The 13,283-nt window shown below is 67.7% G+C and carries 17 protein-coding genes and 1 tRNA gene; 12 read left to right on the top strand and 6 right to left on the bottom strand.

All coding sequences use genetic code 11. The annotated features are described in order from the left end of the window. Positions 1 to 26 precede the first annotated feature (26 nt). On the top strand, positions 27 to 431 hold the full coding sequence (locus tag BMX32_RS03820) for a DUF1801 domain-containing protein (RefSeq protein ID WP_089974643.1): 405 nt from the start codon (positions 27 to 29) through the stop codon (positions 429 to 431). Between the two features lie 11 nt (positions 432 to 442). On the opposite strand, the gene BMX32_RS03815 is transcribed toward BMX32_RS03820, so the two are convergent. After that, entirely contained in the window at positions 443 to 709 is a 267-nt protein-coding gene (locus BMX32_RS03815) for a hypothetical protein (protein ID WP_139206662.1), read from the bottom strand. 146 nt (positions 710 to 855) lie between these two features. Continuing rightward, positions 856 to 1,833, bottom strand: a complete 978-nt coding sequence (locus BMX32_RS03810; RefSeq protein WP_170843553.1) for a YVTN family beta-propeller repeat protein — start codon at positions 1,831 to 1,833, stop codon at positions 856 to 858. A 276-nt stretch (positions 1,834 to 2,109) separates the two neighbouring features. On the opposite strand from BMX32_RS03810, the gene BMX32_RS03805 reads away from it, so the two are divergent. Next, on the top strand, positions 2,110 to 2,496 hold the full coding sequence (locus tag BMX32_RS03805; protein ID WP_089974630.1) for a VOC family protein: 387 nt from the start codon (positions 2,110 to 2,112) through the stop codon (positions 2,494 to 2,496). Between the two features lie 12 nt (positions 2,497 to 2,508). On the opposite strand, the gene BMX32_RS03800 is transcribed toward BMX32_RS03805, so the two are convergent. After that, positions 2,509 to 2,925 carry a winged helix-turn-helix transcriptional regulator gene (locus tag BMX32_RS03800; protein ID WP_089974627.1) on the bottom strand — a complete coding sequence of 139 codons (417 nt, stop codon included), beginning with the start codon at positions 2,923 to 2,925 and terminating at the stop codon, positions 2,509 to 2,511. A gap of 108 nt (positions 2,926 to 3,033) precedes the next feature. Between BMX32_RS03800 and BMX32_RS03795 the strand changes: the two genes are divergently transcribed. The 6 genes from BMX32_RS03795 (at position 3,034) to BMX32_RS03770 (ending at position 8,028) form a co-directional block, all read left to right on the top strand. After that, a complete protein-coding gene (locus BMX32_RS03795) occupies positions 3,034 to 3,918 on the top strand; it encodes an NmrA family NAD(P)-binding protein (protein WP_089974623.1) in 885 nt (294 codons plus the stop codon). Positions 3,919 to 3,973: 55 nt separating this feature from the next. Further along, entirely contained in the window at positions 3,974 to 4,954 is a 981-nt protein-coding gene (dusA, locus tag BMX32_RS03790; protein ID WP_089974620.1) for a tRNA dihydrouridine(20/20a) synthase DusA, read from the top strand. A 32-nt stretch (positions 4,955 to 4,986) separates the two neighbouring features. Continuing rightward, positions 4,987 to 5,493 carry a GNAT family N-acetyltransferase gene (locus tag BMX32_RS03785; protein ID WP_089974617.1) on the top strand — a complete coding sequence of 169 codons (507 nt, stop codon included), beginning with the start codon at positions 4,987 to 4,989 and terminating at the stop codon, positions 5,491 to 5,493. Positions 5,494 to 5,564: 71 nt separating this feature from the next. After that, on the top strand, positions 5,565 to 5,894 hold the full coding sequence (locus BMX32_RS03780; protein ID WP_139206661.1) for a PepSY domain-containing protein: 330 nt from the start codon (positions 5,565 to 5,567) through the stop codon (positions 5,892 to 5,894). Beyond that, on the top strand, positions 5,894 to 6,586 hold the full coding sequence (locus BMX32_RS03775; RefSeq protein WP_036115892.1) for a response regulator transcription factor: 693 nt from the start codon (positions 5,894 to 5,896) through the stop codon (positions 6,584 to 6,586). The genes BMX32_RS03780 and BMX32_RS03775 overlap by 1 nt, the downstream gene beginning before the upstream one ends. 56 nt (positions 6,587 to 6,642) lie before the next feature. Further along, entirely contained in the window at positions 6,643 to 8,028 is a 1,386-nt protein-coding gene (locus BMX32_RS03770; RefSeq protein WP_089974611.1) for an ATP-binding protein, read from the top strand. 40 nt (positions 8,029 to 8,068) lie between these two features. On the opposite strand, the gene BMX32_RS03765 is transcribed toward BMX32_RS03770, so the two are convergent. Together BMX32_RS03765 and BMX32_RS03760 are read right to left on the bottom strand one after the other, a co-directional pair. Further along, positions 8,069 to 8,869, bottom strand: coding sequence for a M90 family metallopeptidase (locus BMX32_RS03765; RefSeq protein WP_244511398.1), 801 nt, complete (start codon positions 8,867 to 8,869; stop codon positions 8,069 to 8,071). 19 nt (positions 8,870 to 8,888) lie between these two features. Further along, the gene (locus BMX32_RS03760) at positions 8,889 to 9,224 is read right to left on the bottom strand and encodes a hypothetical protein (protein ID WP_089974605.1); all 336 of its coding nucleotides are present in this window, start codon (positions 9,222 to 9,224) and stop codon (positions 8,889 to 8,891) included. 202 nt (positions 9,225 to 9,426) lie between these two features. Here BMX32_RS03760 and BMX32_RS03755 point away from each other — a divergent pair, with 202 nt between their 5' ends. The 4 genes from BMX32_RS03755 to BMX32_RS03740 all read left to right on the top strand — a co-directional run bounded on the left by BMX32_RS03755 (position 9,427) and on the right by BMX32_RS03740 (position 12,119). Continuing rightward, on the top strand, positions 9,427 to 10,407 hold the full coding sequence (locus tag BMX32_RS03755; RefSeq protein WP_089974604.1) for a biotin--[acetyl-CoA-carboxylase] ligase: 981 nt from the start codon (positions 9,427 to 9,429) through the stop codon (positions 10,405 to 10,407). Further along, positions 10,404 to 11,162 (top strand): type III pantothenate kinase, encoded by a 759-nt coding sequence (locus BMX32_RS03750; protein WP_089974601.1) that lies wholly within the window; start codon positions 10,404 to 10,406, stop codon positions 11,160 to 11,162. Before BMX32_RS03755 ends, BMX32_RS03750 begins: the two co-directional genes overlap by 4 nt. Before the next feature lie 64 nt (positions 11,163 to 11,226). Then, positions 11,227 to 12,027 (top strand): SPOR domain-containing protein, encoded by an 801-nt coding sequence (locus tag BMX32_RS03745; protein WP_089974598.1) that lies wholly within the window; start codon positions 11,227 to 11,229, stop codon positions 12,025 to 12,027. A 16-nt stretch (positions 12,028 to 12,043) separates the two neighbouring features. Further along, positions 12,044 to 12,119 (top strand) — tRNA-Thr (locus tag BMX32_RS03740). Positions 12,120 to 12,239: 120 nt separating this feature from the next. On the opposite strand, the gene BMX32_RS03735 is transcribed toward BMX32_RS03740, so the two are convergent. Beyond that, the gene (locus tag BMX32_RS03735; protein WP_089974595.1) at positions 12,240 to 13,151 is read right to left on the bottom strand and encodes a LysR family transcriptional regulator; all 912 of its coding nucleotides are present in this window, start codon (positions 13,149 to 13,151) and stop codon (positions 12,240 to 12,242) included. Between the last annotated feature and the right edge of the window lie 132 nt (positions 13,152 to 13,283).

Here is a 13,283-nt window from a genome sequence, read left to right as displayed (position 1 = left end):
GCGACCGTCGGAGGAGGGGAGAGGCCATGACGAAGAAACCATCGGGCGACGACGCATCCGCGTCGCACCTCATCGACCAGCGCATCGCCGAACTCGGCGACTGGCGGGGCGACACCCTCGCGCGCATGCGCTCGCTCATCCTGAGCACCGATCCCACCATCGTCGAAGAATGGAAGTGGATGGGCACGCCCGTCTGGTCGTGCGATGGCATCATCTGCACCGGCGAATCCTATAAGGCGAAGATCAAGCTCACCTTCGCGAAAGGCGCGTCGCTCGACGACCCGAAACGTCTTTTCAACGCCAGCCTCGACGGCAACACGCGTCGCGCCATCGACATCGCGGACGGCGAGACCGTCGACGAAAAGGCCTTCGTCGCGCTCGTGCGCGGGGCGATCGCGCTGAACGTCGCGAAGAAGACGAAGAAGAAGTAACCGGCGCGGCCTCACACGGACGTCGTGTCGACCGGCTCGACATCGGTGTCGGGGGCATCGGCCTCGTCCATCCAGCCTTTCGTCAGCCCCATGCTGTGTTCCACGCAGCGGGCGAACCAGGTATTGATGTAACTCCCCGTGACCATCGCCTCCAGACGAGCAGCGCCGATGGCGTTGCCGAGGTGCCTGGCCTGTGCTTCGAAGGTGTCGATGCCCGATGCGGAGAGGTGTTGCAGTGCGCGGATGAGTCGCGCGCGTCGAACGTTTTGCCTGGACATGTAACCGAACATCGATCGAAGTGCGTAAGTGCTGTCGCATTATCGGGGCGCGACCTTATAGCGTCGATATGCAATATCGGCCGTTTTTCACTTTTGTGAATCCGGATCATCGCAAGGGGCGGAAGCCGTCCCTTGCGATCGCTGGATCAGAGCGGCTGAGTCGCGATATAGATTGGTCGCTTACCCGTCGGTATCGTCGCCATGACGGCGTGCGTGATCGGGTGGATGACCGTGACGTCGTCCGATCCGTAATTCGCGACGTAGATCCGTCCGGTCGCGCGTGCGACAGTCAATTCCCCGGGAGCGCTGCCCGTGGCGATCTTGGTGATGACGCGCCGGGTGACCGGATTGATCACAGACACGGCATCTTCGTCCAGGTCGGAAACATATAGCGGAAAGCCGATGCGACTGGTGGCGACATACGCCGTTCCGAGTCCCGAGGCGAACGAATCGATCACCGTGTTGGTCGAGGTGTCGATAACGGATGTCCTGTCGCTGCCGTAGCTCGTCACGTAAGCACGCGCGCCGAACGGTCCCACCGAGATGTCGCTCGCATTCACGGGCACGGGGATCGTCGCGACGATCGCCATCGATGCGGTATCGATCACCGAGACGTAGTTGATATCTTCGTATCCGACATCGACCGTGTAGAGTCGCGAGCCGTCGGGACTGACGGCGATGGCGAGCGGCAGGTAGCCTACGGGGAGCGTGGCGGTGACGGCATCGGTCGCCACGTCGATCACGCTCATCGTGCTGGCGTTGGCGTTCGCCACGTAAACCTTCGTACCGTCGGGGCTCACGACGAGGGCGGCCGGAAACCTGCCCACGGCAACCGTCGCGGTGACGATATTGGTAGTGGCATCGATCACGAACACGGTGTTTTCAGTGGCGTTGGCCACATAGATTTTCATGCCGTCGGGCGTTACCGCTGCCGAGTACGGTACGCCACCGACCGCGATCGTCGCGGTCACTGAGTTGGTGCGCATGTCGATCACCGATACGGTCCCATCGCCGGTGTTGGTGACATAGGCGTGGGTGTTCTGCATCGCGGCCGAGGGCGTCGCGACGCAGATCAGGACCAAGGGAAGGACGGCGCGTGCCATCCGCCCGAACCAGCGGTGCATCGGGGAGGTCGTTTTGCGTTTCGTCTGCTGCGTCATAGGCTACCTCAGGGTGAATTCGGTGGGTACGCGCGTGCCGGCGCCACCGTCGGCGCGCGATCTTCCTCTTCATGACAAGAACCCCTGCTGCCCTCCCGAACGCGATGCGCGCCCGGGCCCCGAGTGCCAGCGTTTCGATCTTAGCGTCGGAGCGGGACTCACCGCCAATGGCTTGTTGACCCTCGTGCGGGCGTGGTTATGCTTCGGTACGGCTCATCCGGGCCGCCCTCGGAGACACCCATGAAACGAGTGACCGGCATCGGCGGCATCTTCTTCGACGCCAGGGACCCGGCAGCGCTGCGTGCCTGGTACAAGACCCATCTGGGGATCGACGTGCAGGCATGGGGCGGCGCCGCCTTCGCCTGGACGGACGACGCGGGCAATCCGGTGAAGGGCAGCACGATCTGGTCGATCGGCGCGGCGGATGCGGATCCGGGTGCGAAGGGCAAACCGCCCTTCACGGTCAACTACCGCGTCGCGGATCTCGTTGGCTTACTGGAAGCCCTGCGCGCCGAAGGCTGCGACGTATTGGACAAGATGGACGACTCCGACTACGGCAAGTTCGGCTGGGTCATCGATCCCGAAGGAAACAAGGTCGAGCTCTGGGAGCCGCCGGCCGGGCAGTGATCGCGCGATCGCTCAGGTCGCGTGCGCGTCATCGAACGAACGCCGGGCGGCGTGCACGGCGCCGACGTTCTGCGCCGCCCATCGCAGCAGGCCGCTGATCGGCTCGAAGATCGAATGGCCGAGCTCGGTCATGCTGTACTCGACGCTGGGCGGGCGGGTGGGGAAAACCTCGCGCCGCACGTAGCCTTCGCGCTGGAGGTCGTGCAGTGTCTGCGTGAGCATCCGCTGTGAGATGTCCGGGACCAGGCGGCGTAGTTCGCCGAATCGGTAAGGTCGCTCGGCGAGGGCCATCAGCAGCAGCGTGCTCCAGCGGCCTCCGATGGCGTCGAGGACGTCGCGCACCGGGCAGTCGTTGATGTTGCCGGTCGCCGCGCGGGATCGTTCGATCAGCTGGCCGAATTCGCTCCGGGGCGTTTGGGTAGTTCCCATCGTGTGCCTATCTCCAGCGAAAGTGCCTCCTTTACGGAAGGCGTCGATAGCCCGATCTTGGTATGACTCTCAAAAAGAGAGTACCACTCCAGAAGGATCACCCCGATCATGAGCGACTCGATATTCATCACCGGCGCCGCCGGTCACCTCGGTGGCAAGGTCATCGAGCATCTTCTCTCGCGCGGCGTTTCGCCTGGCCTGATCGTGGCGGGCAGTCGCGATCCCGCGAAGCTCGCCAGTGTCGCTGCGCGCGGCATCGAGGTACGCGAGGCCGATTTCGACGACCTGCCTGGGCTGACGCGTTCCTTCGCGGGCGCCGCGACGGTCCTCATCGTCTCCACCGACACGTTGACCCCCGAGGGCCGTCGTCAGCGGCAGCACCGCAACGCGGTCGACGCGGCCGTCGCCGCCGGCGCCCGACGCCTGGCATACACGTCGCTACCCGAGCCGACGGCGTCGCCGCTCTCGTTCGCCGCGGATCACGTCCGCACCGAAGAAGCGCTGGCGGCCTCGGGCCTGCCCGTGATCCTCTTCCGCAACGGCTGGTACCAGGAAAACCTGTTCATGGGCTTGCCCTCCGCCCTGAAGAGCGGCCACTGGTGCACGGCGGCCGCGGACGGAAAGACCTCGTACGCCGCGCGCGACGAGATCGCGGAAGCCATCGCCGTGGTCCTCGCGAATCCGCCCGCCGGCGGCCATACATACACGCTGACCGGCAGCGAGGCCTTTTCGGTCCCGGAGATCGCCGCGCTGGCGCGCAACGCGACGGGCCGTCCGCTCGAGGTCGTCGACGTGACCGACGAGCAGTTCGTGGCGGGCCTCGGGCCGGCGGGCCTGCCGGACTTTCTCATTCCCGTGCTCGCCTCGATGGAAGTGGCGACGCGCTCCGGCAGCCTGGGCATCGTCACGGGCGACCTCGCGGGACTGATCGGCCGGACACCGAAGCCGCTGGCGACGTTCTTCGCGGAGCAGGCCGGCGCGCTTTCGCGCTGACATGCGGTCGCCGACGCTACCGACGCCTGCGCGTGCGACAGGCTAAAATGGCCGCATGCATCCGATCGACCCCGCCGCCCACCGCCTCACCGTCGCGCCCATGCTCGACTGGACCGACCGGCATTGCCGGTACTTCCACCGGCTCCTGTCGCCGCATGCGCGCCTGTATACCGAGATGGTGACCAGTCCCGCGCTCGTGCGTGGGCAGCAGCTCCGCCTGCTGGAACATAGCCACGAAGAGCATCCGGTCGCGCTCCAGCTGGGCGGCAGCGATCCCGTGGAGCTGGCGAAGGCCGCGGTCATCGGCACCCAGGCCGGGTACGACGAAATCAATCTCAACGTGGGTTGCCCGTCGGATCGCGTGCAGTCGGGCAAGTTCGGCGCGTGCCTCATGCGCGAGCCGGATCTCGTCGGCGAGTGCGTCAGGGCGATGGCCGACGCGGTGGACGTACCGGTGACGGTGAAGTGCCGCATCGGCGTGGACGATCAGGACGAATACGCCGACCTGCAGCGTTTCACCACCACGATGGTCGAGGCGGGCGTGCGCACCCTCGTCGTGCATGCGCGCAAGGCGTGGCTACAGGGCCTCAGTCCGAAGGAGAACCGCGAGATCCCGCCACTCGATTACGAACGGGTCTACCGCCTGAAACGCGAGTTCCCCGAGCTGACCATCGTCATCAACGGCGGCATCACCACCGTCGACGCGGTGCGCGAGCACCTCGCCCACGTCGACGGGGTGATGCTGGGTCGCGCGGCATATCACGACCCCTACGTGCTGGCGCAGGTCGAGGCGGATCTTTTCGGCACGCCCTTGCCCGAGCGCACCGATGTGCTCGAACGCATGCGCATCTACGTCGAGGCCGAACTCGCGCGCGGCACCCAGCTCAAGCACATCACGCGACACATCCTCGGCCTTTTCCAGGGCGAACCGGGCGCGCGCGGTTTCCGCCGGCAGCTCTCCGAAGGCGCGCACCTCCCGGGCGCCGACTGGGGACTGATCGAATCCGCGCTCGTCGCATTCCGCCAGGCCGCCTGACACCCGACACGTTCGCAGGGGAACCGCACCGCATGATCGTTACCGAACGGCTGATTCTGTCGCCATGTGCGCTCTCGGACTTCGACGACTGCACCGCGATGCGGAGCGACCCGAAGGTCATGCACTTCATCGGCGGCACCGCGGCGCCGGAGGACACCTGGATCAAGCTGCTGCGGAACATCGGCCACTGGACGGCGTTCGGCTACGGCCTCTTCTCCCTCCGGGAAAAGGACGGCGGCCGGTATCTCGGCGAGGCAGGGCTCGCGCACTTCCACCGCGGCCTCGGCGACCGGTTCGACCCGTTTCCCGAGGGCGCATGGGCGCTGTCCGGCGCCGCCCAGGGCAAGGGCTACGGTACCGAAGCCCTGCACGCCGTCCACGAATGGTTCTTCGAGCGCCGCGACAAGGGCCGCACCGTCTGCCTGATCGATGCGGAAAACACCCCGTCCGTGCGGCTGGGCGAGCGCCTCGGGTACCGTCCGTTCGACGAGGCGGAGTACCGGGGCAAGGTGCTCACCCTGTTCGAGCGGCTCCCCTGAGACCCTTCCCGGGGCCGGGCGAATCCGCGCGATCCGGTTTTCGTTCAGCTTCAGGCGGGTAGGGCATCGGCATGATCGGCCGACCAGACCGACCCGGCCGCTCCGCGCCAGACATGAAAATCACGTTTCGTCCGCTATTTTTCGCCGCGCTCTGCCTTGCCTTGCCCGTCGTCGCCCTCGCCGACCAGTCGCTGACGCTGGAGCAGGCCGTGAGCAAGGTGCAGAAAGATACCGGGGGGAAAGTGCTGTCGGCGGATACGCGGCTCGTCGAGCGCGGCCGGATCACCGAATACCGGGTCAAGGTGCTCACCCTCGACGGTCACGTGAAGGTGGTGCCGATCCGTACCGAAACCGCCAAGCCCCTGGACGTCAGCGCCGGGGACAACAAGGAGAAACATTGATGCGAATCCTGCTCGTAGAGGACGAGGCCCCGCTGCGCGAGACGCTCGCCGCGCGCCTGAAGCGTGATGGCTTCGCCGTCGATGCCGCCCAGGATGGCGAAGAAGGGCTGTACCTCGGTCGCGAGGTGCCGTTCGACCTGGCGATCATCGATCTCGGCCTGCCCAAGCTGTCGGGCATGGACCTGGTCAAGGCGCTGCGCGAGCACGGCCAGCGCTATCCCATCCTCATCCTCACCGCGCGCGGCAGCTGGCAGGACAAGGTCGAAGGCCTGAAGCACGGTGCCGACGATTACCTGGTGAAGCCCTTCCACGTCGAGGAACTGCTCGCCCGCATCAACGCCCTCGTGCGTCGTGCCAGCGGCTGGTCCAAGCCGGTGCTGGCCTGTGGCCCGATCAAGCTCGACACCACGGCGCAGACGGTCACGGTCGAAGGCCGCCAGGTCGACCTCACCAGCTACGAGTACAAGGTGCTCGAATACCTGATGCTGCACGCGGGCGAGCTGGTCTCCAAGGCCGACCTCACCGAGCACATTTACCAGCAGGATTTCGACCGCGATTCCAACGTGCTCGAAGTCTTCATCGGCCGCCTGCGTCGCAAGCTCGATCCGGAAAGCGCGCTGAAGCCGATCGAGACCGTGCGCGGTCGTGGCTATCGTTTCGCGATTCCGCGCAACGAAGCGGACGAAGACTGATACGCCCGAGGGCGGCACGGCCACCATGGCGTGCCGCTCCGAGCCAGTCCCGAAGCATGGACAACGCTTCACCGACCCGACGCCGGCCCCTCTCGCTGGCCGCGCGCGCGGCACTGGCGACCGGCTTCGCGCTTGCGGCGTTCCTCGGTCTGACCGGTCTCGCCCAGAACAAGGCGAACTACGCGTCGGAGCTGTCGGCCATGCACGACCGGCTGCACAACTACGCCATCGCGTACATCACCGGCACCGACATCACGCGCGCCGGCAAGGTCACCACGCCGGACAGCCAGCCCAACCCCGACTTCTCGCGGCCCGGTTCCGGGCTGTACGCGATCATCGTCGGCAACGACGGTTTTCGCTGGGAATCCTCGTCGGCGCTCGGGCGCGACTTCGATTTCGTGCGCATGCTCTCGCCGGGCGATACCGCCTTCGAACCCGTGGAGACGCGCAGCGGAAAGCTCTACGTGTTCAGCTACGGCGTGTCGCTCGACAGCACCGACAAGCGCAGCGTGCCGCTGACCTTCGCGGTGGCGCAGACCGAAGATCAGTTCGAACGGCAGGTGGCCACGTACCGTCGCACGCAGTTCCTGTGGCTGGCGATGCTCGGCATGATGCTCATGCTGCTGCAGCTGTTCCTGCTGCGCTGGAGCCTGCTGCCGTTGCGTCGGGTGTCGAGCGATCTCGCGCACATCGAGCGCGGCTCGCGCGATCATCTCGACGGACCGTATCCCGTCGAGCTGACCGTGCTCACGCGCCGGCTCAACGCATTCATCGACAGCGAGCGCGAACAGCGCACGCGTTATCGCGATACGCTCGCCGACCTCGCGCACAGCCTGAAGACGCCGCTGGCGGTGGTTCGCTCGCAACTGGAAAACGGCGGCGATGCGGGCAACCTGCGTGGCGAGCTGCTCGACCAGGTGCGTCGCATGGACGAGATCGTCGCGTACCAGCTCTCGCGCGCCGCCACGTCGGGGCGTCGCACCATCGCGTCGGTCGAACCCATCGCGGGGCACGCGGAAGACCTCGTGCAGAGTCTCGAGAAGGTCTACGCCGCCAAGAACGTGCTGTGCGAATTCGAGATCGAAGACGGCGTGACGTTCCCCGGCGAGCAGGGCGACCTGCTGGAGCTGATGGGCAACCTCGTCGAGAACGCGTTCAAGTGGGCCTCGCACCGCGTACTGCTCACGGCGCGCTCGGTGGGCAAGATCCGCGGCCGCAGCGGTCTCGAACTGGTGGTCGAAGACGACGGCCCAGGCATTCCCGACGAGAAGATCGAAAAGGTTCTCCAGCGCGGCGTGCGCGGCGACGAGCGCGTGCAGGGCCACGGTATCGGCCTGTCGATCGTGCAGGACATCGTCAAGGCCTACCAGGGCGAACTGCACGTCGACCGTTCGGAAGAACTCGGCGGCGCGCGGTTCAGCGTGAAGCTGCCGCCGCCGTAAGTGCGTTCGCGGGCACCCTTCGCGCGCGAAGGTAGGCGGTTCAACGACCGGAGGATGCGAGCGCGCTCGCCTCGTGCCCCAGGCCAGGCGACGGCCCGTAAAACGCCTCCAGCAACGCAGCCACCTCCGGCTCCGCCTCGCGCAACGACAGCGGTTGCGAGAAATGCAGCTCGCTCGTCACGGCGAAATACTCTTCGGGCGCTTCGGCCGCGTACGGATCGATGGTCGTGTGCCGGCCACGGTCGATGGCCTTCGACAGGCGGTCGAAGCCGCGCTGCATGGTCTCGATCCACCGGCGACGATCGATCGACGACGGCAGCAGCGGCACGCCGTTGGCGGGACCGGCGAGCATGTCGAGTTTGTGCGCCATCTCGTGGATCACGACGTTGTAGCCATCCCAGGGCGCTTCGAGGTCGAGCGCCACGTCGGCCAGTGAAAGCACCATCGGTCCGCGGTCCCACGCCTCGCCGATCAGCGTGTCGTCGCGGTCCGTCACGACGCCCGTATGCGCGTCGTAATGGCTGCGGTGCACGTTGAATTCCCCGGGATAGACCAAGATGTTCGTCCAGCCGCGGAACGCGCCCGGCCCACGCGGAAGGGCGGGCAGGCTGGCCTGTATGGCGATCGCCAGCCGCCAGAAATCGTCGAGCGACGCGTCGCCCATCGCGTGGAAGCGCTTGGTGTGAAGGAACGACGCAGCGAGCTGGCGCAGGTAGTGCGCTCGCGGCGCGTCGAGCGCGCGGGCCAATGGCACGCGGGCCAGGGCCTGCTTCCACAGCGCGTCGTCGATCGGTGGCACGGGCGCGCGGAACCGCGCGATCAGCGACTGGACGAATCCCACGACGAACGGCCGGAACGAATCAGAGCATGGATCCCGGGAGCAGCGACTGCCAGCTCGGCGTCGACGAACGCAGCGGCGAGACTTCGTCGCGCGACATGTCGACATCGACCGGCGGCGCCACGGTGCCGGGCGCGGTGTCGCGATGGGAAGCGGGTGCGGGACGGGCGGGGGCGACATCGCCGCCGCCGGCCGAGTCGCGGCCCGACTGCGACGAGCGCGAGCTGCCTTCGAACGACGACGACACACCGCTTCCGCTCGCGGAGAGCAGACCACTCGGGTCGATGTCGGAAGCGGCGGCGGTGCCGGCGGCACCGACGAGGCACAGACATCCGAAGATGTACGGTCTGGCGTTCATCGGTAAACCCTGCAGCCCCTCGAGGGACGAAGAGGGGGACAACCGATCCTCGCAGAAATTTCACGAGCCTGCCAGTGCTGGAGGTCTGCCGGCCGCCGCCGACGGGCAGTACGGGCGAAAACCGCGCCACTGCCCTAGAATCGGCGGATGTCCCGGACCTCCCCACCCTCGACAGCGGCCACCTGACGGCCCACGGCAACCCATGCTCGCACGCGACCTTCTCGATGCCCTCGCCGGCGGTGACTCCGTGTCCGGCGCGGCGCTGGCCCGCCAGGCCGGCGTGACGCGCGCGGCCGTGTGGAAGCAGATCGAAGCCCTGCGTCTGAAGGGCGTGCCGGTCGAGGCCAAGGTCGGTGGCGGTTATCGCCTGCCGTGGCCCACCGAGTTGCTCGACGGGCAACGCATCCGTGCCGGACTGGCACCGGGCACGCTCGCGCAGGTGGGCATGCTCGAGGTGCATTGGGAAATCGACTCCACCTCCAGCGAACTGGCCCGGCGCATTCCGGTACTGGACGACCTGGCCTTCGTCCTTGCCGAATCCCAGTCGGCAGGCCGCGGCCGTCGCGGCCGCACCTGGCTGTCGCCGCCGGGCATGAACCTCTACCTGTCGGTGCTCAAGCGCTTCGACGGTGGCTTCGCGTCGCTCTCGGGACTGTCGCTCGCGGTAGGCGTGATGCTCGTCCGCGCCCTCGGCGAACTCGGCATCCGCACGGCCGGGCTGAAGTGGCCGAACGACGTGCTCGCGGGCAACGCGAAGCTCGCGGGCATCCTCGTCGAGCTGTCGGGCGAGTATTCCGGACCGTGCGCGGCGGTCATCGGCGCTGGCCTCAACATCCGGCTGCCGGACAGCCTGCACGAGCGCGCGGGCCAGCCGATCACCGACCTCGCCTCGATCGTCGGCGGCGATCCTCCCGGGCGCAACCGTATCGCCGCCGCCGTCGTCGCGGAGCTGACGGAAGGCCTGAAAACGTTCGAGCGCCATGGCTTCGCGGCGTTCGCCGACGAGTACGCGGCCAACGACCTGCTGCGCGACGTGCCGTTGCGCATCCTCGACCCACGCGGCGATTTCGACGCCGTGGGGCAGGGTGTCGACGAACGCGGCGCCTTGCGCGTCCGCCGCGCGGACGGCACGCTCGTCACCGTCGACAGCGCCGACGTCTCGGTGCGCCGGAGCGCGCCATGATCCTCCTGCTCGACCTCGGCAACACACGGCTGAAGTTCGCACTGCTCGACGGCGAGACGTTCGTCGAACGCGGCGCTTTCGGCTGGGATGCCGACATCGCGCACGAACTCGCCACGTTGTGGGCGACCTGGCCGGTGCCTCGCCGCGTGGTCGGCGCTTCGGTCGTCGACGCGGCGCGCGAATCCGCCGTCGCCGTCGCCGCCGGAAAGGCCTTCGGCGTCGGCCCGGTCTGGGTGCGCACGCCGGCCGAGGCGTGCGGTGTCGCCAACGCGTACGCCGAACCCGCCCGTCTCGGTGTGGATCGTTTCCTCGCCATGGTCGACGCGTACGCCGCGGGCCGCGCGCCGTGCGTGCTGGCGAGCGTCGGCACGGCGCTCACCCTCGACGCGCTCGACGCGAACGGCACGCACCTCGGCGGCTGGATCGCGCCCGGGCCGCTGCTCATGCAGCAGTCCGTGCTCGGCGCCACGGTGCAGGTGCGCCCGGATCGCAATGGTTCGGTGCGCGATCTCGCCGACAACACGGCGGACGGTCTCGCGTCCGGTTGCTGGCAGGCCTGCGCCGCGCTCGTCGACCGCTTCGTCGATCGCGCCGCGCCGATGCTCGGTGGCCATCCGACCGTGACGCTGGGTGGCGGCGACGCCGATCTCCTGGCACCGCTGCTCCAGCGCGACGTCACGGTCGTGCCCGACGCGGTGCTGCGCGGACTCGCGGTGTGGGCGACGTCCGATGCCGCCTCCGGGAAATTCGCCTAGAATTCCGACGCCGCCGGTTCTGACAGGGGAACGCGCGCAGCCTCCACCCGGACCCAAGGCCACCATGCTGCTGCGTTTGCTTTTCGTACTGCTGATCGCCCTCAATATCGCGGTAGCCGCGTGGCTGCTGCTGGGCGACGCGGGCACGCCAGCGATGGATCCCAACGACGGTGGCGTGCCACGCCTGAAGCTCCTTGCCGAAGTGCCCGCACCTCCCGTCACCGTCGCGGCGCCGCCCACATCCGCGACCGCCGCGACCGTCGCGCGCGCAGCGACCGTCGCGGCGCCAGTCGCCGCGCCTGCGAACCCCGCGACGACGGCGCCCGTCGCAGCGAAGCCCATCGTGCCGAAGCCCGGCGCCGACGCCCTTGCCGACGCCACGAACGCACCGACCAGTCCGCGTCGCAGTTATCGCTGTCTCGCCATCGGCCCGTTCCCGACGCAGGTCGACCTGCGTGCCGCACGCACCGCCATCTCGCCGCGCACCGTGCGCAGCCGCCAGCGCCAGGAGCAGACGAGCGAATCGCGCGGCTGGCGCGTGTTCCTGCCGGCGCAGTCCACGCGCGAGCAGGCACTCGCGCAGGCGCGCCGGCTCGAAGGCAAGGGCATCAAGGACTATTTCGTCGTGACCGCGCCGGGCGAGATGCAGAACTCGGTCGCGCTCGGCCTCTTCCACGACCCGGCCAACGCCCGCAAGCGCCGCGACGAAGTCATCGCCGCGGGCTTCCCGGCCCGCATGAGCGAGCGCACCGAAACCACGCCGGTCTGGTGGCTCGACGTCGTGGTTCCCGAGGAGGCCGGCCCGGACATCCGCAAGGGCATCCGCACCCCCGGCGTCGCGGCACGAACGACCGGCTGCTTCTGATAAACTCCCCGCCTTCGCCGGCATAGCTCAGTTGGTAGAGCAACCGCCTTGTAAGCGGTAGGTCCCCAGTTCGAATCCGGGTGTCGGCACCATCCTTCTCGTACGAATCGCGGCGACTCTGGTTGGAGCGCGCCCTGCGCGCGACATCTGTTCGCGAAATGCATCATGCCCTGATGCGCGAGGCCCAAAGGCTGTCGCGCACAGGATGCGCTCTACCTGCTCTCCGACGGGTTGCCTGGCGTCTTGAGTTTTTCGCGCAAAAAATCCCGCAGCCTCTGTACCGCCGGCGTCAGCTGCGAGCGATGCGCGCTGACGAGGTTCAGCGGCGATCTTTCGCCCATGCCCGGCAGCAGCTCGATCAGGCGACCCGCCGCGAGATCGTCGATCACGTCGATGCCCGATTTGTAGACGATGCCGTAGCCGGCCACGCCCCAGCGGCGTGTGATTTCGGCGTCGTCGCTGATGCGGTTGCCCGAGACTTTTACCGTGTGCGCGCCGCGTGGCATGTCGAAGGTCCAGCGATCGTGCACGGTATCGCCCCACACGAAGCACAGGCAGTTGTGATCGCGCAGGTCGTCAGGTTGTCGCGGCGTGCCGTGCTTCGCGAGGTAGGCCGGCGACGCGCAGAGCACGCGACGATTGTCGGGTGCCAGCGCTTGCGCGACGAGACCGGAGTCGTCGAGGGTGCCGTAGCGGATCGCGGCGTCGATCGGGTGTCGGTGCAGGTCCGCCGAGCGATCGCTGACGCGCAATTGCAGCGTGACCGCCGGATGGTCTTCCTGGAACGCGTCGAGCCAGGGCAGCAGCACGTGACGGCCGATATCGGACGGCACGGAAAGGCGCAGCAAGCCGGAAATTTCACCGCGACTCTCGGCAAGCACCCGGGACCCGCCCGCGAGGGCGTCGAGCATCGCGCGCGCGTGCGGAAGGTAGCGTTCGCCGTCGTCGGAAAGGCGCATGCTGCGCGTCGAACGCACGAACAGCCGCGCGCCGAGCTCGCGTTCGAGTCGCTGCACGGCGTTGCTGACCATCGCCGGCGTGGTGTCCGCCAGCCGGGCGGCCGCGGAGAAACTGCCCGCGTCGGTGGTCTGCACGAAGAGTTGCAGGTCGTCCAGTCGGATCATGTTCGGCCTTCTGCCTGGGTCGTGGCCCATGGTGCCTATTTTGTCCGCCGCAGTCGCCACCCGGCGGCCCGCCGATGTCGCGCCGGTAATGGGCATGCGGGCGTCGCGTCCCGGCGGTGCATGCCGTTTATC

The organism is Luteibacter sp. UNCMF331Sha3.1 (assembly GCF_900109915.1).
Lineage (GTDB): Bacteria > Pseudomonadota > Gammaproteobacteria > Xanthomonadales > Rhodanobacteraceae > Luteibacter.
This window is presented reverse-complemented; position numbering and strand designations above follow the sequence as displayed.

Bases quoted from the DNA above. Each gene is read 5' to 3' on its own strand.
- BMX32_RS03820 (WP_089974643.1), top strand. From the start codon at position 27: ATGACGAAGAAACCATCGGGCGACGACGCATCCGCGTCGCACCTCATC.
- BMX32_RS03815 (WP_139206662.1), bottom strand. From the start codon at position 709: ATGTCCAGGCAAAACGTTCGACGCGCGCGACTCATCCGCGCACTGCAA.
- BMX32_RS03810 (WP_170843553.1), bottom strand. From the start codon at position 1,833: ATGCACCGCTGGTTCGGGCGGATGGCACGCGCCGTCCTTCCCTTGGTC.
- BMX32_RS03805 (WP_089974630.1), top strand. From the start codon at position 2,110: ATGAAACGAGTGACCGGCATCGGCGGCATCTTCTTCGACGCCAGGGAC.
- BMX32_RS03800 (WP_089974627.1), bottom strand. From the start codon at position 2,925: ATGGGAACTACCCAAACGCCCCGGAGCGAATTCGGCCAGCTGATCGAA.
- BMX32_RS03795 (WP_089974623.1), top strand. From the start codon at position 3,034: ATGAGCGACTCGATATTCATCACCGGCGCCGCCGGTCACCTCGGTGGC.
- dusA (WP_089974620.1), top strand. From the start codon at position 3,974: ATGCATCCGATCGACCCCGCCGCCCACCGCCTCACCGTCGCGCCCATG.
- BMX32_RS03785 (WP_089974617.1), top strand. From the start codon at position 4,987: ATGATCGTTACCGAACGGCTGATTCTGTCGCCATGTGCGCTCTCGGAC.
- BMX32_RS03780 (WP_139206661.1), top strand. From the start codon at position 5,565: ATGATCGGCCGACCAGACCGACCCGGCCGCTCCGCGCCAGACATGAAA.
- BMX32_RS03775 (WP_036115892.1), top strand. From the start codon at position 5,894: ATGCGAATCCTGCTCGTAGAGGACGAGGCCCCGCTGCGCGAGACGCTC.
- BMX32_RS03770 (WP_089974611.1), top strand. From the start codon at position 6,643: ATGGACAACGCTTCACCGACCCGACGCCGGCCCCTCTCGCTGGCCGCG.
- BMX32_RS03760 (WP_089974605.1), bottom strand. From the start codon at position 9,224: ATGAACGCCAGACCGTACATCTTCGGATGTCTGTGCCTCGTCGGTGCC.
- BMX32_RS03755 (WP_089974604.1), top strand. From the start codon at position 9,427: ATGCTCGCACGCGACCTTCTCGATGCCCTCGCCGGCGGTGACTCCGTG.
- BMX32_RS03750 (WP_089974601.1), top strand. From the start codon at position 10,404: ATGATCCTCCTGCTCGACCTCGGCAACACACGGCTGAAGTTCGCACTG.
- BMX32_RS03745 (WP_089974598.1), top strand. From the start codon at position 11,227: ATGCTGCTGCGTTTGCTTTTCGTACTGCTGATCGCCCTCAATATCGCG.
- BMX32_RS03735 (WP_089974595.1), bottom strand. From the start codon at position 13,151: ATGATCCGACTGGACGACCTGCAACTCTTCGTGCAGACCACCGACGCG.